Source organism: Nocardiopsis camelliae, assembly GCF_028993595.1.
GTDB classification, from domain to species: domain Bacteria; phylum Actinomycetota; class Actinomycetes; order Streptosporangiales; family Streptosporangiaceae; genus Nocardiopsis; species Nocardiopsis dassonvillei.
Window position 1 is genome coordinate 3190043 of sequence record NZ_CP118614.1, and the last position, 24255, is coordinate 3214297.

The window sequence follows — 24255 nt, forward strand, 5'->3', positions numbered from 1 at the left end:
ACGAGGACGTATGAGCCTTGGCCGGCCGACCTTTCCAGCACCGAAGCGAAGAAGAAGGGCACGCGAGATGAGCAACCAGACCGAGACGGTGACCCAGACCCCCGCGGATGTCGTGCGAGGGCTGTATGACGCGCTGGGCAGGGGCGATGTGCCGGGTGTCCTGGCCAAGCTCGCCCCCGAGGTTATCGTCGACGAGCCGACCCAGCTGCCCTATGGCGGGGTGCACCAGGGCCGCGAGGTGTTCGTGCAATCGGTCCTGGGCGCGATGATGGGTTACGCGAAGATCGCCATCACCGATGCCGCAGTGTTCGAGGGCCCGGCCGGCGTCATCGGAACGCTCACCGCCCACACCACCGGTGAGGAGTTCCCACTGACCATGGTCGAGATCCACCAGGTCGAGGACGGCGCGGTGCGCAAGATCGACGTCTACACCAAGAATCCCCACGAGCTCGCCGCGTTCTACGCACGGGCCGAGTCGGGCACCCGCTGACGACTGCATCCCTTCACGAGTCCGGCCGAGTCGCCTCACGGCAGCGCAGGCAGCTCGCCCGACTCATGCCCAGACCCAGGCGCAGCCCGTCGCATCGACGATCCTCGTCGCCATCAGCGACACCGCGACCAGCCACTCGGACCGCGCGCACCACGCAGCGAAGGAAACACGATGACAGCCACCTGGTTCATCACCGGCACCTCCTCAGGCTTCGGGCGACTGCTCACCGAACGCCTCCTGGCCCGTGGCGACCGCGTCGCCGCCACGCTCCGTCGGCCCGAGGCTCTCAACGACCTCCGCGCCGAGCACGGCGACCGGCTCTGGACCGCCCAGCTCGATGTCACCGACACCGAGCAAGTGCGTCGCGTCGTCACCGAGGCGTTCAAGACCCTCTGCACGATTGACGTGGTCGTCAACAACGCCGGCCACGGCGTCCTCGCCTCCGTCGAGGAGGCATCCGACGAGCAGATCCGACGCGTCATCGACACCAACCTGCTCGGCTCGATCCAGGTCATCCGCGCCGCCCTCCCGCACCTGCGCGCCCAGGGTCGGGGCCGCATCCTGCAGGTGTCCACCGCGGGCGGTCAGACCACCTACCCCGGTCTCGGCTACTATCACGCCTCCAAGTGGGGCATCGAGGGGTTCTGCCAGACCGTCGCCCACGAGATCGCGCCGTTCGGCCTGGCCCTGACCATCATCGAGCCGGGCGCGACCCCCACCGGCTTCGGCGGCTCGCTCGACATCGCACCGCCCCTGCCCGAGTACGAGAACACCCCCGCGGCCGACACCCGGCAGGCGTTCCTCGGCGGCCACTTCCCGGTGCCCAACAGCGCGGAGAAGCTCACGGACGCGATGATCGGCCTCGTCGACTCCGGCGCGACCCCGCTCCGCCTCCCGCTCGGCCCCGACACCTACGAAGACGTCCACGCTGCCCTCACCGATCGGCTCGCCGAACACGAGGCCCATCGCGACATCGCCCACTCGGTGGCGGCCACCACCTCCCGGTGACCGAGACCCGCGTCAGTCGCCGCCGGCGAGTGGCTAAATTGAAGAAGAGGTTCTCGACGGAGAAAAAGCGAAATCGGCCGAGGAATACGCGGATCAATTCGATGATGGAAGCAGTAAGCTCAATGAAGAAAACCTGCGAGCGGATGACACCACTGATTGAGGTTTGATTGTCTGTTTCGGGGTGGGTAGGAATCCTGTTAGCAGCAGTGTCTTGTGCCGGGCCTGGTAGAGGGAAGGATGTATGCCGGGATCGCCTCCCGTCACTCGGCTGAGCGGTGAGTGCGTCGAGTCATGACCCACCCGTCATGGAAGCTATGACTGGCTGGTCATGGTCCCCTGTGTGTCACCTGGCCACAGTGGGCGCATGGATGGATTCGAAGAAGGAACTCGCGCTCTGACGCGGCTTGGCTCGGGCGGGTGCGCCGATGGTGGCTGATCTGCTGACCCAATCGCTGGACGCTGGCCACTGGGGCTTCAAAGCGGCCCGGCTGAGCGAGGTTGTCGAACTCGGGATTCCGGTGCCGCCCGCGCTGTGCCTTCGGGCCGAGGACCTGTCGCGAGCTACTGCCGAGGCCGTGAACGCGACCAGGACCTGGCTCCGCCTGTACCGCCCTCGCCGCGTGGTGCTTCGGACCAGCGCACACGAGGACCTGGCGGAAAGCGCACAGGCGGGCCGCACCGTCTCCCTGCTGAACTGCCCTCCCAGCGCTTCGGCGCTGTTGCGCACCATCGACCAGGACCTCCTCACCACCGAGAACCTCGGCGGTGGCGACGGGGCCTGCGTCATGGTGCAGGAGCAGGTCGAGGCATCCCTCTACGGCGTGGCCTTCTACGAGGATGACCATCTGACGGTGGAGGCCGCCCGGCACGCCGACGGCATCACCACTGGCCGCCCACCTCAAGCACGCGCTCGGGTGGAGGAGAGCCGCTTCCACATCACGATCCAGGAGTCACCCATCCCGGGGATGCTGTTGACCCGTCGTCTGCTCCAGACCTGCCGTCTCCTGCACGAGCACTTCGGCTTCGGAGTCGATGTGGAGTGGGCGTGGACCGGCGCGACGGCCGTCGTGCTCCAGGTCCGTCCGATCACCAGGAGCCTCCTGGAGCGCGCCGCATGAACGGGATGAGCAAGCTCGACGCCATGACATTCCTGCGCAACCATGGACTGCTGCGCATGCCCGTCCAGATCCACCGCCGCCCGAGGCGGGTGACGGCCCGGATGATCCGTAGTGGCGTGGGCACCGGCGAGGCCCTGGTCGTTCGGACCAGCTCCGAGACCGAAGAGCGGAACCTGCCGCGCCTGGTCGGCGCGGACGCCGAAGCCGCAGCGGTGTGGATCAACGAACTCCCGCCGTCGTTGTCCGCGTTGGTCCAGCCCTACGACCAGGTGCTGTTCTCTGTCGAACTGGCCGTCTACGACGGTCTGGAGGCAGCCGAGATCATCTCCGGTATCTGGGAGCTGGACAACCAACTCACCCCGATCGTGGTCGGTGCCCAAGGTGATCGAGTCGGCCTCAAGGCCCTCAACGTCGGAACCGCTCAGACGGCGAGGTTCCACGACCTGGCCCGTGGCCACTACGAGAGCCCCGCCCAGGTGGACGACTGGCAGGTCGCCACGGTCGTGGAGTGGATCCGCGGCCGTCGCCGCGACCTGGCCGCTCTGCGCCGGGATCTCGGTCACTCCTTCGGGCTCAAGCTGCACTACTCCACCCGCTTCGGGCTCTCCCCGCAGAACCTCCGCAGCACAGTGCCCCTCCGCGAGGCCTGGACGGGGAACCAGAGCTCACCTGCCACCGCAGTCGCGGTCCTGGCCTCCACGAACGAACCGATCCCCAGCGGTCCGCTGCTGCTCGACGTGTCCCTCGCACGTGAACAGCACGCCCAGCTCACCCGCTTTCTTGACCGCCTGCGAGAGGCGGGGACCAGAGAGGTCTACCTGCGTTCCGGGCTGCTCTCCCACCTGGCCATCAACCTCCGCGAGGCCGGAATCACCGTCAGGAGCGCCCATGGGTGAGTTCTGGGTGGTCGAAGGCATCGACGGAGCGGGCAAGAGCCACCTCCTGTCCCGTCTCGCCGACAGCACCCGAGAAGCGATCGTTCTCCGCAAGGACGCCCTCCCCTCATCAGGGAACCCCTGGGCGGACGAACGCCTGTCAGCGATGCATCGCCTCACCTGGGGCTACGACCACGCCGAACCCGTGTGGCACTACCCGGCCCGCTACTGGCTGCACACCCTCGCCGCCTGGTATGAGCTGTTCCACCACGTCCACGTGGCACCCGCGCTCTCCTGCGGCCGTTCCGTCGTGGTCGACGGCTGGTACTTCAAGCACCAGGCCCGGATGGCGCTCTCCGGCGACGAGCAACTGGAGGACCTGGCCGCGCGGGTGTTCTCGGCTCTTCCCCAGCCGGACCACATCGCCAAGCTGTCTACCCCCGCACACCTGGCCGCGGTCCGCCGCGACGGAAACTCCAAGCCCTCCGAGCACGGAGCCTTCGTCACCGGCGAGGCGACCACGTCCGCGCGGAGCTTCACCGACTACCAGACCCGCACCGACCTCGCCCTGGGCTCGCTCCTCGCCGCCCACCCGGCTCCCGTCCACACCGTGGACAGCGGATCCGGTGCCGAGCACCTGCTGTCCCTTCTCCGCAAGAAGGCCGCATCATGAACCCCACCGCGCCCGCGGCCGTTCCCGCCGGTCACACGATGGGGAAGCGGCTGGCCGACTACGTGCTCCCCAAGGTCCCGGTCGACCTGCTCACCGCCACCAACGGCCGGGCCTGGGTCTACCCCAACCGCTCCCTGTCCTTCCTCCTCGGCGGGGACAAACGCGAGGGGAAACGGTTCAACTGGCGCCGTCCCTACTTCACCGTCGCCGACCGGGTACTGCACTGCGTGGTGCCGCCGGGCCGCGACTACGCCCACCACTACACCCAGCTCATCCGCGCGGCTTGCGCACTCACCGGGCTCCCCGCTGACGTCACCACGGAACCCCCGGCTCCCGGGCAGGGCCTGGAGTTCATGGACCACTGGCTCCCCGCACGCCTGCCCGCCAGCGACCGGGTGATCCTCGGCTACGTCGAACCCCTCCTCCGCGACCGCACCACCGACTGGACCCACCGGCCCGGGTTCGGCTGGCGCACCGCTCGCGTCGGCAACACCACCGTCCTCCTCCTGGGTTGCGAGTTCAGCTTCTGGGGCGATCTCGCCGGAGACCTGGTCACCGCCCTGGCCGCACGCGGGCACACCGGGGGAGTGGTCTACGTCGGCAAACTCGGCGGGCTCCAGCCGGACATGGCACCCAACACCCTCGTCGTCACCGGCACCACCACCCGCATCGAGGGCCACCGTCTCACCTGGAACAGTGCCCTGAACCTCACCCAGGCGCCCGCCACCCTCCGCTCCGGCGTACGGCACGCCACCGTTCCCAGCGTGCTGGACGAAACCCGCACCTGGTTCGAGGCACACAGGGCAGACTTCGACGTCGTGGACCCCGAGATCGGCCACATGGCCCGCGCCGCCACCACCGCCGGCGCCCCCTTCGACTACCTGCACATCGTCACCGACAACCTGTGCGGCACCTACCAACACGGCCTCTACGGCGAGCGCGCCGCACCCGTGGCCACCGGGCGCCGCCGCTGCCTGCACGACATCGAGACCATCCTGCACCGGAGCCTGGCATGACCATCACCGCACCCGTCACCGTCCTCGGCCTGGACTGGAGCACACCGGACACACCGCGCCTGCGCACCACCGACCCCGCCGCCCCTGACGGCAGCCAGCTCCTCCCCCTCCTGGGCGAGCACACCTTCCGCGTGGACGGCGACGAGCGCTACTGCGTCGGCTGGTTCGACCTCACCGGCTCCGAGGGCACGCACGTGCGGTGCCGCACCGACGAGACCGTCACCAGGGGAAGGCAGTGCCGACGCTGCCAGTACAAGGAAGGCTTCGTCGCCGCCCACCAGGCCCATCACAACCCGCACGCCCTGCCGGACAACATCCGCGACTACCTCCAGCAGCCGCACTGGCTCTACCTCGACGTCTTCGCCAAGGGGATGACCAAGGTCGGCACAGCCGCCGAATCCCGCCGACGCAGCCGCCTGGCCGAACAGGGCCCCGTAGCCGCCGTCTACATCGCGCGCACCGCCGACGGCATCGCCGTGCGAACCCTGGAGGCCGCCGTCTCCCGGCACCTCGGCCTGCCCCAACAGGTACCGACCCGCCGCAAGATCCTCGGCCTCCAGGACCGGGTGGACACCACCGCGCTCACGACCCGGCTCACCGAACTCGCCACCGAGGCCACCGCCTACCTGACCACGATCACCGCGGACCAGCCGGGCACCGAGGTGCTCCCCGACCCGGAACGGTGGGCCCGCCCCGCGTGCGCCACGACCGTCCTCGGCGCCGCCCCGGTCCTGGCCTACCCCGCCGCCCTCACCGAGGGCACCCACCACCTGCGCGTCACCGGAACCAGCGGACCCGTCGCCCTGTTCACCACCGAACCCGGCCCCGACGCCGCCCAATACTGCGCCGACCTCACCACGCTCATCGGCCGCCGACTCGTCCCCGCCACATCCGAGGACGCGCCCACCAGCGCCCCGACCCTGTTCTGAACCCACCCCTGCCCGCGAAAAGGAGATCCGTGGACGACACCCTGCGCGAGATCTGCACCTTCTGCTGCGAAGTCGAAGGCGGCGACGACTCCAACCTCCTCTACGACCTGGGCCTGGCACGCGCCCGCTCCGACTACGTGGTCCACGAGAGCGACCACTTCGCCGTCATGCCCTGCATCGGCGCCCTGACCGACTGGTACCTGCTCATCGTCTCCAAGCGCCACACCCTGTCCGTGGGCTGGCTCGACGACGCCGAACGCAACGACCTGTGCACCCTCATCCCGCAGGTCACCGACCTCGTCCGCAGGCGCAGCGGCCTGGACAGCCTCGTCTTCGAACACGGCAGCCTCGACTTCCGCGACAAGGGAGGCGCCTGCTACGACCACACCCACATCCACGTCGTGGCCACCGACCGCGACCCCCAGGCCTTCCTCGACCAGATCCCCGCACCCGTCGCCATGCACCCCTGCCCGGACTGGATCGGTGCCGCCCGCCACCTGGTGGAGGATCGACAGCGCTCCTACCTCGCCCTGGGCACACCCGGACAGGACTGGATCGGCACCGCCACCGGAGCGCCCTCGCAGTTCTTCCGCCGCTGCCTGGCCTCCTGGATGGGCGCCGAGGAAGGCGAATGGGACTGGCTCACCTTCCCCCAGACCGACCGGGTCCAGCGCATGAGCAGCCTCCTTGCCGCGGGCTGACACCCAATCCCCGACCACGAAGGAGGAACCGGCGCCCCGGCGTAGGCTGGGGCGCGTGGTTCACACCGAGGACTTCGTGCGGCGCGCGACCCGCGCCGTCCACACCGCCGCCGACTCCATGGGCCTCACCCCGTCCCAGGAACCCGAACTGATCCGGGCGGGGGAGCGGGCCGTGTTCCGCCTCGACGGCGACAGGGTGATCGCCCGCGTCGAGCGCTCCGCCGACCGGACCCCGGAAGCCGCCCGAGAGGTACGCGCCGCACGCTGGCTCGCCGATCAGGGCATACCGGTGAGCCGCCCCCTCCTTGGTAAGCAACCCGTCCCGGCCGAGGACACCGTCGTCACCCTCTGGGAAGCGGTGGACGGAGAGTGGACCGTCCCTCGGGAACTGGCCGTGCTCCTGCGCTCCCTGCACCAGCTCACCCCGCCGCCCGACCTGGACCTGCCCGACCTCGATCCCTTCGACCGCATCCGCGAGCGCATCGACACCGCACCCCGGCTCACCGGTCCCCAACGCGACCAACTGCACCGGGTCCACCACGACCTGGTCCAGCGCCTTCCCACGGTGCGCCCCGTACTGGGGCGGCGTGTCATCCATGGCGACGCCAACATCGGCAACGTGCTGGCCACCGACCACGGGGTCGTGCTCTTCGACCTGGACGGCATCTGCTGGGGTCCGCCCGAATGGGACCTGGTCCTGACCGCCCTGTACCGGGACCTGGGCTGGCACACCGACGCCGAGTACGCCGACTTCTGCGACGCCTACGGCTTCGACGTCACTGCATGGGAGGGCTACCCCCTCCACAAGGCGGTCCGCGAGCTGCGCATGACCACCTGGCTCGTACAGAAGGGCGGCGAGAGCCCGGAGATCGACGCCGAAATCGACCGGCGCGTCACCGACCTGGGCGATCCCGAGCGCCCCCGGTCCTGGCACCCCTACTGACCGGCGGCCACTACGGCGCGAGCCTGTCGCAGGAACCGCGCCGCCCCGGGCTGGTCCCGGTGGGGCAGTACCTGCCTCGCGAAGTCGTCCAGGTACCCGGCGCACCGCGCCGACGAGGTCGCCCGGACCAGGGGAATTACCTGCTCGCCGATGTGGCTGGCCTCCTCCACCTCACCCTGGCCGAGGACGGCCGCGGCCAACACCAGGCGGGTGAACACCCGGCTGCGCGCGTACTCGTCACCGGTGGAGGCGGCCAGGCTCTGCTCGGCCAGGCGGCGGGCGACGTGTGCGTGCCCGAGGTCCCGATGGCAGTGCGCGACCTCGTCGGAGTACTCCGAGTGGTCGAAGTACCTGATCCACTCCGGGTCCGTGTCGGGTTCGCGGCTTCCGAACGCCCGCTCGGCCTCGCCCATCGCCCGGAAGCAGCCGCTCCTGTCCTTGCGGGCGGCGTGGGCACGAGCCTCCATCATCAGGAACTGGGAGCGCATCGTCGCTGTCGCGCGAGTTCCAGCTCCGGTGAGGGCAGCACGCGCCAGATCGCGGGCCTCAGCGTGCGCCCCCAGATAGTTGGCCTGGTGGCTCATCGCGGACAACACACTCGCCCCCAACAGCCGGTCCTCGGCGTGTGCGGCCAAGTCCAGGGCCTGGACGAAGTACCGGCGGGCAGCGCCGTTGCGCTGGGCGTCGTAGGACATCCAGGCGATGGAGAGGACGAACTCGGCCGCCACCGTGAACAACGACCGCCGTACCGCTTCCGCGTGCGACCGCCGGAGGAGGGGAACGACCGTGTCGTTGAGGTAGTGCACCGCCGTGGTCCTGGCGTTCTCACCACCGAACCGGTTGTCCAGGGCACCGAACGCCGCGGTCGCGGCGCGAACCGCGGCCACCGGGCCCTCCTCGACCAGAGGGGTCTCCTCGGAGGAGGCCGCGTTCCGTACGAGCCAGGAGAGCACGGCCGGGCTGGTCGCTGAGGTCCCGGTTCCCTCCTCCATACCCGGTGTGTGCTCGACGTCCGCCCGGGCCAGCCGCCGCAGGACCGAGGCGGCCTCCTCACCCGAGTCGTTCAACCCCAGAGCGAGCCCGGCGGGCACCCGCGCCATCTCGGGCGTTGGGATGTCGTGTCCGTGCGTGATCCCGTCGAACGCACGGTTCCTGGACTCGGGCCTGCGGATCTCGCGGCTGCCGTTCAGGACCCGGGAGACCATGGCCTGCGACAGGTCGCACATACGGGCGATGGCGTCCTGCGCCAGGTCGGTGTGCCGCAACAGCAGACGGATCAGCGCGTTGGGATCTCGGTCCGCGACTGCCCGCCGCACCTCGGGGATGCTCCAGAACCGGCTCGGAACGCACGAGCAGTCACCGGGCTTTCGTGCACGACCGCAGTTTCCGCAGAACACGGCATACCTTCCGAATCGCTTCGCCGGAGGGGGAGTGGAGTGGCACCGAATCCTACGGTGACACCGGATCTCGGGGCCATGACCGACCTGTCATAACCACCATGCCCGCTCCGTCATAGCGATGTCAGGTGTTTCTCCAGACAGTGAGTACATGAGTATCTCAACGCATGGCTCGCTTCCTTCGGGTTACTGCTTTCCGGCGGAGGGCTGATGCGACGCCTTCCTTCCCCACGCTCACCTCGGGACGAAACGGTGTTGCTGCCCCGGCGCATCAGCTTCGATGACCCGAACACATCGGGACTGCTGTGCGGTTCCGACACCACTCACCTCTCCCAAGCCCGCCGATGGGCGGCTCAGGCCACCCGGACCACACCGTCCGCCGCGCATCCCTTGGTCGTGTCCCTGGCCGAGCTGCACACGAACGCTCTACGGCACACCGCCTCCGGGCTACCGGGCGGGCAGGTGCGGATCGAGATCGAGCGGCGCCGTCTCCTCTTCGTCCTGCGCGTGACCGACGACGGGTCTCGCCCCGGTGCGGCGGCAACCGTGCCCCAAACGGCTCCTCCTTCCTCACCGGAGGGCGCGGGGCCGACGTTGGCCGAGAGCGGCTACGGCTTGGCCCTGGTCGACGCGATGGCCCTGTACTGGGACTTCTCCGTGAGCCGTGGCGGTGGATTGACCGTTCGTGCGGCCTTCGATCGGTCCGGACGCACGCGTAGCCAGCAGTGACGAACAGCCAGCGAACAGGGGCGGGACGTATTTCGTGGCTGGGGTTGAAGGTGCTCGCCCACCCAAGGGAACATCGACCACCCTCAGCGAAAAGGGCACCTATTCGTTGGGCTTTGGGGTGCTTTGTGGCTAATTGTGGGATGTGGGTGAGAAGCGCAGTTTCGGGAGCGTACGGCCCCGGGGCCATTGACACTCATCCGCGGCCGCACAGGAAGAAACGGCCTCGTTCACGAGGCCGCTGACAAACATGACGAAGGGTGCCCCGAACCGGTGAGGCAACACCGGCCCGGGGCGTGATTCCCACCTGACTACACCAGGAGGAAACCGTGGAGAAGCATAGCGGGCGGCACCGCAGGCGCCGTCAGGGTTGGGGCGAACAGGTGCGCTGGGTTCTCGGGGTGGTGCTCGCCGCGCTGTTCTGCGGCCCCACCGGCCCGAGTACGCGACCGCCGGCCGAGGTCCGCCCACCGCTGCACTCGCGGAGCGTACGGGGAGCGTGGGGAGACCGCGAACCGGTTTCGGTGAGTGCTGCGGTCAAGGAGCGTACGGATGTTCCTCGGCCCCGGCCCGGAGAGGAACAGCCGAGGGAAGCTCCGGTGCGGGTGCCGCCACAGCGAACTCCGTACACGGGACCACGTGGATGGTGTGAGGACGATGAGGGAGTGCGCGGGGTGCGCCCGTACCTCGCTCGGCACGAGGATCGTGTCGTCCGCACGTACACCAAGGGAGACGTGCAGGCGAACCGAGGAAGGGAAACAGCGGGTGGCCGAGGCCCGGCGACGTCACCACCTTCCGGCTCTGGGGGCGGTAACAAGGGTGAGTTCGCTGAACTGGCCCACCTTGTGCGGCGCTGGCAGGCGATCTCCACCTGAGGGGTAAGAACCCACTCCGGGGTGGTGCTGACCGTGATCACGGGTCGGTGCCGCTCCGGTCTCACGTGGCGGAGGCCAGAACCTTGTGTCAGGGTGTGGGCCGTTGGAAAGCCAGACTTATACCCAGTGGGTAGTTCCCTTCACGTAGGCGGGCGGCCCCGCCCCGACAAACGGGGGCGGACCCGCCCGCCTGCGTCTACCGTGGCCTCGGCCCACCCGTGGCTGCCTTCCCCACTTCCGCCGGAACTTCTCCCTGACGGCCTGGTCTGCCCTCTCTTCCTCGCACCAGACCAAGGGCGTGCAAGTTCTGTCGCCTGCCACGTGCAGGCTTCCCCTGGTTGAGAAGCCATGGAAGAAAGAATTTTTTCCTCTCAGATGGCAATAGCGATCCCTTCCCATGAAGAGTCGCTCTGGTGCGATCGAGGTGGACGGGGCGCGCTCGCCTGCCGAGTGACAAAGCGCGGGTTCCTGCTCCTATGAGAAGCGCATGCGCGCTTTCCCTCCGACTTCCTTGGAAGCGGGAAGGTGGGGTGTGAACCTCCACAGAACCCGAAGTGAACCCCTGGCCAGCGCATGGGCCACCGACTGGGCCAGCGGGTGGGCCACTCTTAGCTGGCCCACCCCTACTCGTGCTGATGTGCAGGTCAACGCCCCTGTGGGTGGGCCAACGGCCGTCCAGACTTATACCCCAGTGGGTAGTTCTCTTCACGTAGGCGGGCGGGGCGCCCTCGCTCGCGGGCGAGCGCGCCCGCCCCGCCCGCCTCCACGGGCGCTCTACGTGTGCGGTATCCCTTCTTTCTTCGTCTCTTTCTCAGCGAAAGTCTTTCGCCTTCATCGTGAGAGATAAAGCTGATCCCTTGTTCCTGTGTAGAGCCCAAGATCGCCCAAATCCGTGCGCTGCATAACAGCGCTCTCTTCTCCCTCTGCCCGTGTGTTTTTTGTTGTCCCGAGCCGCGCTTCACGCAACCTCGTCTGCCAGCGGTACGCGGTGACGGAGGCTGAGTCGCGTGAGGCCACGAGGTGGGTGTCGCATCTTCGTGGGTTGCGTCTTCATAGGGGTTCATCAGGGCGAAGAGGCTCACGGCAACGACGGGAAGGGCCGAGGCGTGGTGGAAAGGAGAAGCACTGCTCGAAAACGGGGTGGTCCGGGACGGGTTCCAGGCCCATGGTGTGGCTCTGGGACGTGGGCGGGTGGCGTGGGGCTGTCAGCGCCCCCACGTCGGCCCCACCGCGCGGCGGGGCCCCAGGAGTCCTGGGGCGTGGCGGTCGGGGCGGACGGGCCGTGTGGCGGGCTCGGTGGGGCCCGCGTCGTTGACCCCGGGAACGGCCCTGGTCAGGGCGGTGGCAGGAACAGGGCGATGCCGGGCGTATCGGACGGCCGGGCGGGGGTGTGGGCCCATCGGATGACGGTTGTGTCGAATCCGCTTGACCACCTCTACGAGGTCGAGCGTGGATGCGTGGTGCCCCGCCACACGCGGGGCCGTATGCCGTATCCGCGCAGCTCAGAGGTGGGTCGTGTGAGTGTGAGCACTTCGGTCACCGTGACCGAGGTCGGCTCACTGCCGAGGGTTGGCGGATGTGGTGTACGTAGGGAACGAGACGAAGGTGAGGCCGTGCATGGCCGCGCGTGAGGGGTCCACGTTCAAACGGTGCGGATGCCGCGACGAAAGCACCGGCAGAGCGTTGGGGGCCAGGTGTCCGCAGCTCAAACGCCGGACCGGGGGCTGGAACCCGGCCCATGGGGCGTGGGCGTTCCAGTACGAGCTTCCCCCGACCAGTGAGGGTGGGCGCCGCCAAGCCCGCAAGGTCGGCCTGACCTCCCAGGAACAAGCCCGAAAAGGCCTGGAGCACGTCAAGGCGCTCATCGGCCTGGCGGAGAAGGACCCCACGGTCGAGACGCAGATCGCTGACCTGGTCCAGGCGGCGTTGAAGCAACGCCGCCCGCTCCCCGACCTGGAGGAGGTGCGCAAGCGGGTCGCGATGGCGGTGGACGTACGCACCGAACCACCCACGGTCGAGATGTGGTTGGGGGAGTGGTTGGCGGGCAAGCCCGATCTGGCCGCGGGAACCCGGGCCTCCTATGCCGGGCACATCCGCACCTACCTCGTCCCGCACCTGGGCCGGCTCCGGGTGGACAAGCTCCAGGCCCGCCACGTCGAGACCATGTTCGCGGCCATCGAGGAAACCAACGCCCACATCCTGGAGTGCCGCGAGTCCGACGACCCCCAGGTGCGGGCCTCGGTCAGGGGGCGGAGGGTGATCTCGCTGTCCACCAAGCACCGCATCCGCGCGACTCTCCGAAGTGCGTTGTCCGAAGCCGTCAGGCGTCCGGACTTGCCGGTGTCAGTGAACATCGCCTCACACGTACGCCTGCCCTCCTGTCCGAGGAAGCGTCCGCTGGTATGGACACCCGACCGGGTGCGCCAGTGGAAGAAGGACGGGATCGTGCCAGGAGAGGTAATGGTGTGGACCCCGGAACAGACCCGTGCCTTCCTGGTGCACGCGAGGAAGTACCCGTGGCTGTACCCGATGTTCCACCTGATCGCGGTCAAGGGCCTACGCCGAGGAGAAGCGGTCGGGCTGCCCTGGGCCAACACGAGGTTGACCGATGGGCAGATCGACATCCGCGTCCAGGTCGTACAACTCGCGTGGGAGACGATCACCTCCACCCCGAAAAGTGCGGCGGGCCAGCGCACCATCACTCTGGACACCGACACCATCAAGGTGTTGCGGGCCTGGAAACGGTTCCAGAACGAAGCCCGACTCAAGGCCGGAGCGGCATGGACGGATAGCGGCTTGGCCTTCACCCGTCAGGATGGTTCGGGGTGGCATCCGGGGCAGGTCAGTGACTGGTTCCTGCGCATCGCCAGGGCCGCCGGGCTGCCGCCGATCACATTGCATGGGCTCCGCCACGGGGCCGCCTCGCTGGCGTTGGCCGCCGGGACGGACGTGAAGATCGTCTCGGCCGAACTCGGGCACGCGACCACGCACTTCACCCAGGACACCTACCAGTCGGTGTTCCCGGACGTGGCCAAAGCGGCGGCCGAGGCCACCGCCGCGCTGCTACGAGGCCCGGTTCCGGTGAGGGCCGGGTAGCCGAACCGCCGAGCACGCCCCGAGGCACACGGCACCACCAACCCCAGGCCAGCGCACGGGTTCACCCCGGCTGGCCTGGGGTTTCCTCGCGTTCGGGACCGGTAACCGATCGGATCAAAGGTCCCCTGGAGGTGGCCTGGGGGGAGTGTCCACTCCGGTGAGCATCGCGTCTTGCGCGTCATGTTGTCGCCTGGCAATTGTTGTCGTCGGGGCCGGTTCCGGCCACCGAGCCCAGCGGGTCGCGGGGACGCCGTCCGGCGCACGCAACGCCGTGTTTCCTCGGGCGTTCGCCCTCACCTGCGCGAACGCGGTCACTCTCCGTTGCGCCCGTGGTCAAACTTCCCGAAGGTCCCTCTCACCCAGGGTCACACTCTTCACCCTGGGCTCATGGTGCTCTCGCGTCGGGGTTCCGTAACGTACCGGGTGCCTGAGCCACCCGGAGACGGACCCTCAGACCAGGGTCATGTCCGGGTGTTCCCTGTGCACATCCCAACCCCTGGGAGCGATCCCCCTCGTGAGAAAGCACATCCCCTGGTCCCTGACGGCCGCGACGGCCGCCTCCACCCTCATGCTGGGACTGCTGTCCGCACCCCCGGCGCTCGCTGACACCGACCCCCACTCACCCGCCGACCGCACCGTCCCCGTCCCCGACACCTGGGAGCCGGGCGAGGCCAACACCGAACCCGTGGGCGGAGAACCCCCCAACGAACCCTGGTCCCCGCCCGGAACCGACGACGGCGGGGCCGAGAGCCAGCGCAGCCCGGACTGGTCCTGCGCCTCGGGCGGGGAGAACCTGGGGCTGGCCTCGTGGTATCCGATGGAACGCCACCAGATCAGCGACCGCCTGGACGTGGACATCAACCTGGACAGCGGCAACGCCGTCCTCCGCCACCGCGACATGACCATCCGCGGCACCGGTGTGCACATGACACTCAACAGCGTCTACAACTCCCGTGACCTCAACACCCAGTGGAAGCTGTCCTACGGGCGCGACATCGGGTTGAAGTTCGAGTCCGACCGGGTGGCCTTCCACGGCCCCACCGGATCGTGCGACGAGTTCACGGAGAACGAGGACGGTGAGTTCGACGCCCCGTCCGGACTGAACGCCACCCTGACCGAGCTGTCCAACGGCCACTACGCGCTGACCTACACCCGCGGTGAGTTCGCCGACGAGGTCTGGCACTTCGACGCCAACGGGTGGGCCATCACCCACGCCGACCGCAACGGCAACACCAACAACTTCCGCTACACCACCAATGGTGACCTGGCCGCCGTGCACGACTCCCAGGGGCGCACCACCTCCCTGTCCTGGGACGAGCACCGGCCCACCCAGGTCACCGACCCCACCGGTGAGACCGCGGTGGCCTACACCTACGCCAACGACTCCACCCGCCACCCCAGCAGCCTGACCGACCGGGCCGGCAACGAGATCGCCTTCGGCTACACCGGCGGCTACCTCACCGAGATCACCGACGCCGAGGGCGCCACCTGGGAGCTGTCCTACGACGCCCAGGGGCGGGTGACCTCCTTCACCGAACCCACGGAGGACGGCGGCGCGAGGTGGTCCTACGACCACGGTGACGGCCAGACCACGGTCACCGACCCGAACGGCGGCGAGTCCACCCTGGAGTTCGACGACCAGGGCCGCCAGACCTCGGCCACCGACCAGGTCGGCAACACCCGCTCCCAGGAGTGGACGGCCAACTCCGACATCGCCACCACCACCGACGCCCTCCAGGCCTCGGTCACCTACGACTACGACGACGCCAACAACCTCATCGGCACCGAACTGCCCACCGGCGCCTCGACCTCGGTCGGCTACGCAGACCCGGTCAACCCGGCCAAGCCCACCTCCTTCACCGGCCCGGACGGCAACGAGCTCTCCTTCACCTACGACGAGGCCGGGAACATGGTGCGGGCCCGCTCCGAGGCCGAGGACATCACGGTCGCCGCGATGAACCACCACCACAACGGCACCGTCTCCTCGGCCACCGACGCGCGCGGCAACCGCACCACCTACTCCTACGACGACGTCGGCAACATGACCGGCATGTCCGAGCCGGGCCCCCTGGGCGAGACGTCCTACACCTACGACTCGCTGTCCCGGGTCACCTCGGTCACCGACGGCAACGGGGTCAGGCTGGAGTACGGCTACGACCGCTTGGACCGGGTCGTGTCCGTCTCCCACGACGGACAGGTGTTGCAGGCCATCGAATACGACGGCAACGGCCGCCAGACAGCCACGCACACCGACCAGGTCAGTGTGGAGTTCGCCTACGACGACCGCGGCGGCCTGCTCGAAAGCGTGCGCACCGACTCCAGCGGCAGCGAGACCACCTCCTACGGCTATGACACAGCGGGGAACCTGACCGCGTTCACCGAGCACGGCAAGACCACGACCTACACCTACGACGACGCGTTCCGGCTCACCTCGCTGGTCGATCACACCGGTGCCGAGACCACCTTCGACCACGACGAGAACAACCAGCGCACCGACATCACCCACCCCGACGGGGCGGTCGAGGAGCGCACCTACGACGAGTCGGGGCGCCTGACCGGTATCACCACCACCGGCGCGGCCGAGCAGACGTTGTTGGAGGCCTCCTATTCCTGGACGACCAGCGAGGGCGATGACAGCGACCAGTTGCAGTCCCGCACCATCGACGGCCAGACCGAGGAGTTCACCTACGACGGACTGGACCGCCTGACCAGCAACGGCCAGACCGACTACGCCTATGACGACGTCGGCAACCTGCTCAGCGCCGGGGACGAGGACTTCGTCTACAACGACGCCGACCAGGTCACCGACGCCCGCGGCCTGGAGGTGGGTCACGACGCGGCCGGGAACATGACTTCCCGGGGTGAGTACGTCTATGAGTACTCGGTGACCAACCAGACGCTGCGCTCCGATGACGGTGACGGCGAGCTGGCCTCGTCGTTGAGCTACGACACCACTGGCCAGAGCCAGATGCGCGGTGTCACCGACGTGCACGAGGGCACCCGGGTGGAGCGGCAGTTGTCCAACACCGCGCTGGGCGTCACCAACATCGCTGCGGAGGGCGAGCGCACCAGCTTCGTGCGCGACCCCGACGGTGAACTGATTTCTATGGTGGCCTGGGACGGTGATGAGCGGTTCCACTACACCCTCGACCACCAGAACACCGTGTTGGCGCTGACCGCAGAAGGCTCCGATGCCGAGTCCCCGGACGCGGTCTATGCGTACAGCCCCTACGGTGAACAGTCCTCTGACATCCTGGACGGAACCAGGGCGGGGGAATTGAACCCTTTCGGTTACACCGGCGCATACCAGTTCCAGGACGGGACCGTGCACCTGTCCCACCGCTTCTTGAACACCTTCACGCTCAACTTCACCCAGCCTGATCCCTCCCGGCAGGAGATGAACAACTACGCCTACGGCATGGGCGATCCCATCAACAACACCGACCCCAGTGGACTTATCACTGCTGCGGATGTCGGTGGAACTGTCGGTTCGGTCCTTGCCGGTGGCGCTGCGGTGGCGGTGGTGAGCGCGGGGTGCGTGACCGTGGCATTCGCGGTGTGCGCATTGGCTGCTGGAGTGACTGCGGCTGGATGGGGTGCCGCAGGTGGAGCCGCGGGGGCCGCGATCGGTGGTGGCAGCCAGTCCCAGATTCGCGATTACGCCCTACTCGGAACCCTGAGTGGACTTGGAGGGATCTACGCCACGACTCAGTAGTGCAACATGAATTGCATGGGGTGGCGGCGGGACATTGTCTTCCTGCCGCCCTCCCTGGTTTGATCGGGGTATTTTGAAACGAACGTATCTCGTCGTAATATCGTGGACTGTCGCGAGCCTCGGATTGGCGCTGTTCCTGCTGGCCATCGGAGAGTTCTCCTGGCTCCACATGTTTCGGGCTTGGGTGATCATTGCCGGTGTGAGTGCTGTCAGCCTGCTTTTGGGCTGGTTTGCCAGAAAATCCCGAACCCCCGAACCCGGCGGGCGCGAGGATGAGGGGACTGAGTGAAATGCCGTCACATTAATATCGAAAGTCGACTGGACTTCCGATGGGAAGAGCTGGGTGCTCACTGCCAGGGCGAACGAAGGTGCGCGTACAACAAGAGCAATCAAGGCCCGGTCGCGTGATGACGGTGCTCGCTACCAGTCCGTTTCCCACACTGAAAGCTGATGACGAGCACGATATGCAGAGCCTACTAGGGCGCATAAGCGGCGCGGTGGAGCTGTGGTTGTCGGTGTTGTGTTATTTCTGACTTTCGTGGCCCCAAAATAATTTTCCTGGGCCGTGTCAAGAAAAAGGAACGTGATGCGTCAAATCCCCCTGTGTAGCCGTAGAGCTGCTGCGATGGTCTCCTGCGTCGCACTGGTGATTCCTCTGTCGGTTGGTGTCGCTCACGCCGGCACCGCTCTCCCCAACGATGTGGACGGTGACGGTTACGCGGATCTGCTCGTCGGCGCCCCCGAAGGGGTCGGTGGCAACGGTGTGCGCGGCGGCTACGTCGCGGTGGCCCCCGGCGGGTCGGGTGGTCTGGACACCGGCTCGGGCTCGCAGGTCGACCAGTCTTCGGCCGGTGTCCCCGGTACTCCAGAAGCGGGGGACCGGTTCGGTGAGGTGGTGCGCTCGGCCGACGTGGACGGGGATGGCTACGCCGACCTGATCGTGGCCGCACCGGACGAGGACGTGGAGGAGCACACCGACGCCGGTCTGGTGCAGGTCGTCTTCGGCTCTGCGGACGGGGTTTCTGAGACCGCGATCGGTTTGCACTCGCCCCGTCAGGAGCGGGGTGACACCGGTTTCGGTCATGCTCTGGCGGTTGGTGACCTCGACGGTGACGGCTACGCCGACGTGGCCATCAGCGCCCGGGACCACGTCGTGGTCCTGTCGGGTCGCGCCGACCTGAGCGAGGCCGACGATCCCTCGGTCAGCGCGTTCCAGGCCACCCCCAGACCCGGCGACACCGTCCAGGCATTGGAGGCCGACGACATCGACGGCGACGGTCACCTGGACCTGGTGGTCTCCAGCTCCCGCCAAGGCGAGGACCCGGCGGGGGACGTGTCGGTGTTCGCGGGTTCGGCCAACGGCCTGACCACCCGACCGCTCAACGAGCCTTTCGCACTGGACAACTCCACCTCGGTGATCGCAGCCGGAGACGTCAACGCGGACGGCTACGCCGATGTGGTAGCCGCACCCGGCGGCGGCCATGCCGCCCGGGTCCTGGCAGGCTCGGCTGAAGGCTTGACCAGCCAGGGCGCCGAACTGGACGAGGGGTTGGGCTCGGATTCGGTCGCGGTGGGCGACATCGACGGTGACGGCTACGCCGACATCGTGTTGGGTGATGTCACCGTGGAGGCAGCCGATGGCGGGGCCGATGCGGGCGGGGTGGACGTGCTCTACGGCGGCCCTGACTGGTTGGACGGACGTGAGCAGTCCCTCACGCAGGACTCCGACGCCGTGGCGGGAGCGTCCGAGGCCGGGGACGAGATGGGTGCGGAGGTGACCCTGATCGACGTCAACGGTGACGGGCACCTGGACCTGGTGGCCGGGGTGCCGGGGGAGAACACCGGCAACGGCGCCGTCACGTTGCTCTACGCCACCGCCGACGGTCTCACCGGACAGGGCTCGCTGACCTTCGGCGGCGCCACCCTGGGTCTGGACGGAACCGACGCCGAGTTCGGCCGGGGGCTGTCCCGGTAGGTGCTCATCATCGATGCGTGGTGGGCCGTGGTCCCGAACAGGGGACCGGCCCACCGCGCTGCTCGAGGTAGGCCGGGGGTACGCGAACACGTCCCCGCCCAGGGTCACCAAGGTCACGGGACGGCAAAGTGCTCCGAGAGGTGGGCGTCCACCTGTACTGGACCTTGCACTGAGGAGCACACATGGAGCATTTCAGGCCCCGATCCAGACCGGGCGCCTCGTCTGTTCGACTCGCGCGCCCCGTCTGAACTGGGGTTTTGTGGCGCACCCGGCAGGATTCGAACCTGCGACCATCGGATTAGAAGTTCGCTGGCTACGTACCGTGTCGGGATGCTACGTACCGTTTCATGCCACCCCATCCGATCCGCTGTGCCGTCTTGGGCCGCGTGATGCCGCCCTGTGTCGTGTCAGTACGGAACTGCGGAGCACGAACGGAGCACGCAAGCCTGGCGAACGTCCGATGGCACCTCGCGAGATTCTTGCAAGATCGCTGGCTCTACGTCAGAGAAGCCGCTCGCGGTCGTTGGGGGCCTCGTCGCGGACCAGGCTGATGAACCGCTCGACCACCTTCTCGGTGAAGGTGTCCCAGCCGGTCCCGTCTTCTTCGGGATCCGTTGCAGGCGGTTTGATGGGGCCTCATGCTTGTCGAGCTCGTCGGGGTGGAACGGGGCGGCGCAGCCGTCGATGTCGAACAGCAGGTCCTTCAACAGGTCCGGTGCGGGCCACATCAGTCCCAGCGCGGTGATGCGCATCGAAGCCAGTAGCGACTCCACCGCCTCCGGGGCGCTCTCGTGTAGTTGCACGGGCTCCTCCATGCCGGTGATGCGCTCAATCAGGTCTGCGGGGTCGGGCATGAGCCTTCGGCGATCACCATCGCCTCCTGGACGAGGCCGGTCACCACCTCGTAGGGGGAGACTCCGGCTTCCAGCAGGTTCAGCACGAACGTCGGGGTCTCGTAGGGAAGAGAGCTGATGTCGTCAGAGACCACCACGACCTGGCTCGCGGGAAGCCCGCATGCCTGCGCAGCGACCTCGGCCGCGGCCCACGGTCAGTACACCGCTGCCACCGCGGCGGAGGAGACGCGTCCACCGCGGTAAACAACTCCTCACAGTCGAGAGGATGGGAGTGCAGGATGTGGAGGGCTGCTTCGACCTGCACAGGGGAGGCTCCGACACGGCTGAGAGCGGTCGCCTGTGCGGCACGTTCGGTCAGGTCTCCGGGCTCTGCCTGTTCAAGGTGATCTCGGTCGAGACGTCGGCGACGGCGGTGGTCAAGCCGGGGCCGCTGATGGCGTGCACGATTCGGCCGACGCGGTGAGCCCGTTCCTCAAAGGGGATCGTGGACTCGGGGCACGCCACCCCATCACACCGGGTCTGCAACAACTACTAGGCCGTGTACAGCTTGGATAGATAGTCTTTGGTGCGTGATGAACGACGGCCTCATGCGTACCACCACCTCTCGACTGTTCGACGCCTTCTGGGCAGCAGGGATATCCAATCCGTTGGAGATCGTGGAACAGATCTCCCACCTCCTGTACCTACGCGAACTGGACCGAGTGCAGGATCGCTGGGACCAGCAGGCAGTGGCGTCGGAAACACTAGAGAGAAAACCGATCTTCGCTCAGGATGAGCAGCATCTTCGTTGGTCCCATCTGATCCACCTGACGCCTCAACGCATGTTCACGTCGATGACCGATGAGGTGTTCCCGTGGCTACGCAGTCACGTGTTCAATGGGCTGACCTATTCGCAACACGTCAGGGATGCTCGCATCAGCATCCCGAACCCCAGTCTTCTGGCCAAAGCCGTCGGCCTGATCGAGGAGGTGCTCTCGGCGAGTGACACCGACTCAGCCAACTTGTACGAACATCTGCTCGCCAGGGTCGCCACTGCCGGTGCCTTCGGCGCCTTCCGTACGCCTCCCCATCTAACGGCGCTGATGGTGGCGATGACTGAGCCTGGCACCGATGACGAGGTGTGCGACCCGATGTGCGGTGTGGGTGGTCTACTGACTGCTGCGGGGCAGTCTGTGCACCGGTCCTGCTCGGACACCACACAGCAGAGCGCAGCGGAAGTGAGCGGCAGGCTCCACGGATTTGACTTCGACACGACCATGTTGCGGTTGACCAGTATGCGGTTGGCGCTTCAGGGCTTTGAGGGTGCCGATTTGCGTTACCGGGACAATCTCGCGATGGGGGCCGGAGTGGAGGGCGAGCGCTACTCGGTAGTCCTGGCCAAACCCCCACTAGCTGGGAGTATCGACGACGAATACGTTGCCTCCGAGCTTCTGGAGATGGTCCGGACAAAGAAGTCCGAGATTCTTCACATCGCCTTTATTCTGCGGCTGTTGAAACCAAAGGGGCGCGCGGCCGTGATCGTTCCCGCCGGGCTGCTGTTTGGCTCGACTGCTGCTCACACCGCACTGCGCCGAATGCTAGTGGACGAACATGGGCTGGAGGCTGTGGTAAAGCTGCCTAGCGGCGTCCTCAAGCCATATGCGGGAGTGGCGGCCGCGATTCTGTTCTTCGTCAAAGACGCGGGTCAGACAGACAGTGTCTGGTTCTACGACCTCAAAGCGGACGGCTGGAGTCTGGACGATCGGCGTGCGCCGCTGCTTGCGGAGGACAAACTCGGGCTGACTCCCGACAGTGCGCTCGACGTAGCCGATCACATGCGCAACAACCTTCCAGATCTCATGCGACGTTGGCGGCTGCGGCACAGTAGCGAGCGTCGGCGTGCCTGGTCAGAGCAGAGCTTTTGCGTCGCCAGAGCGGAAATCGCCGCGGAAGACTTCAACTTGACGCTGGAGCGTTTCCGTCAGATGCATGAGATGCAGCGCGCGGCTCAGGAAGGCATTCGCTTTGGAGACTTCGCTCAGATCTTTTCCGGGTCCGTGCGTAGTTCCGACCTGGACAAGGAACCGGACGCGACTGACACGGATGGACGGAGGCGAGTCCTGACACCGACCCTGTTGACCAGTACGCTGCCGGATGTGGCTGATCTGCCTGTGCGAGCAAATGAGCGCGAGCCTCAGCACCGGTTGCGACAGGGCGACATTGTCGGACGAGATCTGGCTGGCACGCGTCACTGGACGCCTGTGCCGAGCCAGTACAACGGCGTACAGCCCGGACAGGGCCTGATCGTTGTCCGGCTTACCCAGGAGGTCCTTCCCCTCGAATACGTGATCGCATTCCTGTCCAGTCCGCTGGCCGAGCAGCAGCTTCCCAAGTACGGAACGATCCCGCGCATCAAAGCACGCGAGATGGCCGATATCTGGGTCCCTAAGTGTGACGGCGACCCATCAGAGATCCGCGCCTCTCTTGCCATGCTCGAAGAAGGCGAACGGGAAGCCGCGCACATCCAAGACGAACTCCGGCAGGCTCGAATCCGGATTTTTGAAAGTGGATCAAGCTCAGCCCGGAGAGGGCGTCTCGACGATGCCGCTGCGATCAGTTCATTGACCGCCCAGAACCTGCGCCGACACAACGAACCCTACAAACTGTTCCAGGAGTCATACCCCTACGCTGTAGCCCGCGCGGTCCGCAAGTTCCGCCACTCTCTCTCCGTGGCAGAGAAGCACGAGGCAGCGATCCAGTGCGCCGAGTCATTGATCCTCTCCCTCGGTATTATGGCGCTTGCGCTGGCCTCCGAACGCGGCCGTCAGGGTCTCCCTGCCATCGTGCAGTGGAGTCAGTCCGTTGAACAGGGTGGTGTCTCCCTTGGCCACTGGGTGGCGGTGGTCAAGGCAGTAGCTGAGGATGCCCGGCAGCACGGCGAACCTGCCGCAGGCCTAGTCAAGGCAATGGCTAGGAAGAAGGGCGGAAAGGGTTTGGTCGCCGACATCGACCAAATGGTTAAGCTTCGCAACAAGATTCGGCACGGTGCAGCCCCCCGGACTAGGGCAGAACTAGAAAAGAGCCTTGCGCTCATCGAACCGATAATGCTTAGCAGCCTGTCAGGGTGCGCCTTCCTCGCCCACACCCGGTGGGTTCATACGGACCACCTTCAATGGCTACCCGATTCTGGAAAATTCCGTGTATCTGGCCTGGAACTGATGGGGGACCACCCCGACTTCGAAACGGTTGTATTCGACACGGCATACCCTCTAGCAGATGACCGTCTTTACCTCACCACGCCGCAGGATGCGCCCCTCCCGATGTCACCGTTCTGTCTCTTGCGCGACTGCTCTTCGTGCCTGGCACCTGAGCTGTTTTACCCCGATCGCTTGAAGGGTTCCACTGCTCTTCTGAAGAGTCTTGATCGAGGCCACGAGTTGGAGAGCGACTCCGTTTCTCAGGCGCTGCGTGAATGGAGTTCGTCATGAACCCACGGCTCAGCTTCATAGACGTACCGCCTCAGTAGCCAAGAGTTGCTTGGGAGTTGCAAGACGGTGCACAGTCGACCGTCGATGGGCGAGCCGGTCAATGACGCGTACGGGGAGGACCTGTCAAGCGAGGTCGAGGGACTGGTAGCTATGTCGATGAGAACACGGAACGTTTCACGACCGTTTCGGGAAACGGTTTGTCGTCGTTCGCATCGGCTGATGTCGATGGGTTTGGGGAACGCCCAGACTCGGAGCGTGAGGATATCCCCCCGAGGAATTGGTAGCGGCACACGCGTGAAGGTGCGCTGCGCGTTCCGTCTGACTGTCTGGGCAGGATCGCTGCGCAGCACCCCCGACCACCACGTGCGAGGGCTGGTGTCATCTACGGATCGGCACA

17 protein-coding genes are annotated in these 24255 nt (G+C 66.9%); 15 read left to right on the forward strand and 2 right to left on the reverse strand.

What is annotated here, in order from left to right; all coding sequences use genetic code 11:
• Window positions 1–67: 67 nt before the first annotated feature.
• From PV789_RS13910 to PV789_RS13950, 9 genes are all read left to right on the forward strand, one after another.
• Entirely contained in the window at window positions 68–490 is a 423-nt protein-coding gene (locus PV789_RS13910; protein ID WP_274977830.1) for a nuclear transport factor 2 family protein, read from the forward strand.
• Between the two features lie 171 nt (window positions 491–661).
• On the forward strand, window positions 662–1498 hold the full coding sequence (locus PV789_RS13915) for an SDR family oxidoreductase (protein ID WP_274977831.1): 837 nt from the start codon (window positions 662–664) through the stop codon (window positions 1496–1498).
• 425 nt (window positions 1499–1923) lie between these two features.
• The gene (locus PV789_RS13920; protein WP_274977832.1) at window positions 1924–2616 is read left to right on the forward strand and encodes a pyruvate phosphate dikinase; all 693 of its coding nucleotides are present in this window, start codon (window positions 1924–1926) and stop codon (window positions 2614–2616) included.
• Entirely contained in the window at window positions 2613–3512 is a 900-nt protein-coding gene (locus PV789_RS13925) for a hypothetical protein (protein WP_274977833.1), read from the forward strand. The genes PV789_RS13920 and PV789_RS13925 overlap by 4 nt, the downstream gene beginning before the upstream one ends.
• Window positions 3505–4164, forward strand: a complete 660-nt coding sequence (locus PV789_RS13930) for a thymidylate kinase (protein ID WP_274977834.1) — start codon at window positions 3505–3507, stop codon at window positions 4162–4164. Before PV789_RS13925 ends, PV789_RS13930 begins: the two co-directional genes overlap by 8 nt.
• Window positions 4161–5180, forward strand: a complete 1020-nt coding sequence (locus tag PV789_RS13935) for a nucleoside phosphorylase-I family protein (RefSeq protein ID WP_274977835.1) — start codon at window positions 4161–4163, stop codon at window positions 5178–5180. Before PV789_RS13930 ends, PV789_RS13935 begins: the two co-directional genes overlap by 4 nt.
• The gene (locus tag PV789_RS13940) at window positions 5177–6109 is read left to right on the forward strand and encodes a DUF2797 domain-containing protein (protein WP_274977836.1); all 933 of its coding nucleotides are present in this window, start codon (window positions 5177–5179) and stop codon (window positions 6107–6109) included. Before PV789_RS13935 ends, PV789_RS13940 begins: the two co-directional genes overlap by 4 nt.
• 29 nt (window positions 6110–6138) lie before the next feature.
• Window positions 6139–6810 (forward strand): HIT family protein, encoded by a 672-nt coding sequence (locus tag PV789_RS13945; RefSeq protein ID WP_274977837.1) that lies wholly within the window; start codon window positions 6139–6141, stop codon window positions 6808–6810.
• Window positions 6811–6865: 55 nt separating this feature from the next.
• Complete coding sequence (locus tag PV789_RS13950; protein WP_274977838.1) at window positions 6866–7753, forward strand: phosphotransferase enzyme family protein; 888 nt, start codon at window positions 6866–6868, stop codon at window positions 7751–7753.
• On the opposite strand, the gene PV789_RS13955 is transcribed toward PV789_RS13950, so the two are convergent.
• Window positions 7747–9069 carry an NsdA family TPR-like regulatory protein gene (locus tag PV789_RS13955; protein WP_274977839.1) on the reverse strand — a complete coding sequence of 441 codons (1323 nt, stop codon included), beginning with the start codon at window positions 9067–9069 and terminating at the stop codon, window positions 7747–7749. The genes PV789_RS13950 and PV789_RS13955 overlap by 7 nt on opposite strands.
• A 291-nt stretch (window positions 9070–9360) precedes the next feature.
• Between PV789_RS13955 and PV789_RS13960 the strand changes: the two genes are divergently transcribed.
• From PV789_RS13960 to PV789_RS13975, 4 genes are all read left to right on the forward strand, one after another.
• Window positions 9361–9879, forward strand: coding sequence for an ATP-binding protein (locus tag PV789_RS13960; RefSeq protein ID WP_274977840.1), 519 nt, complete (start codon window positions 9361–9363; stop codon window positions 9877–9879).
• A 2489-nt stretch (window positions 9880–12368) separates the two neighbouring features.
• Window positions 12369–13847 carry a tyrosine-type recombinase/integrase gene (locus PV789_RS13965; protein WP_274977841.1) on the forward strand — a complete coding sequence of 493 codons (1479 nt, stop codon included), beginning with the start codon at window positions 12369–12371 and terminating at the stop codon, window positions 13845–13847.
• Window positions 13848–14361: 514 nt separating this feature from the next.
• Window positions 14362–17562 carry an RHS repeat-associated core domain-containing protein gene (locus PV789_RS13970; RefSeq protein WP_274977842.1) on the forward strand — a complete coding sequence of 1067 codons (3201 nt, stop codon included), beginning with the start codon at window positions 14362–14364 and terminating at the stop codon, window positions 17560–17562.
• A gap of 700 nt (window positions 17563–18262) precedes the next feature.
• Window positions 18263–19537: an FG-GAP repeat domain-containing protein gene (locus PV789_RS13975; RefSeq protein ID WP_274977843.1), complete on the forward strand. Its 1275-nt coding sequence runs from the start codon at window positions 18263–18265 to the stop codon at window positions 19535–19537.
• Window positions 19538–20369: 832 nt separating this feature from the next.
• On the opposite strand, the gene PV789_RS13980 is transcribed toward PV789_RS13975, so the two are convergent.
• Entirely contained in the window at window positions 20370–20525 is a 156-nt protein-coding gene (locus PV789_RS13980; RefSeq protein ID WP_274977844.1) for a hypothetical protein, read from the reverse strand.
• Between the two features lie 131 nt (window positions 20526–20656).
• Between PV789_RS13980 and PV789_RS13985 the strand changes: the two genes are divergently transcribed.
• Together PV789_RS13985 and PV789_RS13990 are read left to right on the forward strand one after the other, a co-directional pair.
• Window positions 20657–20854, forward strand: coding sequence for a hypothetical protein (locus PV789_RS13985; RefSeq protein ID WP_157756110.1), 198 nt, complete (start codon window positions 20657–20659; stop codon window positions 20852–20854).
• Window positions 20855–20963: 109 nt separating this feature from the next.
• Window positions 20964–23858 (forward strand): class I SAM-dependent DNA methyltransferase, encoded by a 2895-nt coding sequence (locus PV789_RS13990; protein WP_274978136.1) that lies wholly within the window; start codon window positions 20964–20966, stop codon window positions 23856–23858.
• Window positions 23859–24255 lie beyond the last annotated feature (397 nt).

Bases quoted from the DNA above. Each gene is read 5' to 3' on its own strand.
- PV789_RS13910 (WP_274977830.1), top strand. From the start codon at position 68: ATGAGCAACCAGACCGAGACGGTGACCCAGACCCCCGCGGATGTCGTG.
- PV789_RS13915 (WP_274977831.1), top strand. From the start codon at position 662: ATGACAGCCACCTGGTTCATCACCGGCACCTCCTCAGGCTTCGGGCGA.
- PV789_RS13920 (WP_274977832.1), top strand. From the start codon at position 1,924: ATGGTGGCTGATCTGCTGACCCAATCGCTGGACGCTGGCCACTGGGGC.
- PV789_RS13925 (WP_274977833.1), top strand. From the start codon at position 2,613: ATGAACGGGATGAGCAAGCTCGACGCCATGACATTCCTGCGCAACCAT.
- PV789_RS13930 (WP_274977834.1), top strand. From the start codon at position 3,505: ATGGGTGAGTTCTGGGTGGTCGAAGGCATCGACGGAGCGGGCAAGAGC.
- PV789_RS13935 (WP_274977835.1), top strand. From the start codon at position 4,161: ATGAACCCCACCGCGCCCGCGGCCGTTCCCGCCGGTCACACGATGGGG.
- PV789_RS13940 (WP_274977836.1), top strand. From the start codon at position 5,177: ATGACCATCACCGCACCCGTCACCGTCCTCGGCCTGGACTGGAGCACA.
- PV789_RS13960 (WP_274977840.1), top strand. From the start codon at position 9,361: ATGCGACGCCTTCCTTCCCCACGCTCACCTCGGGACGAAACGGTGTTG.
- PV789_RS13965 (WP_274977841.1), top strand. From the start codon at position 12,369: ATGGCCGCGCGTGAGGGGTCCACGTTCAAACGGTGCGGATGCCGCGAC.
- PV789_RS13985 (WP_157756110.1), top strand. From the start codon at position 20,657: ATGGGAGTGCAGGATGTGGAGGGCTGCTTCGACCTGCACAGGGGAGGC.
- PV789_RS13990 (WP_274978136.1), top strand. From the start codon at position 20,964: ATGAACGACGGCCTCATGCGTACCACCACCTCTCGACTGTTCGACGCC.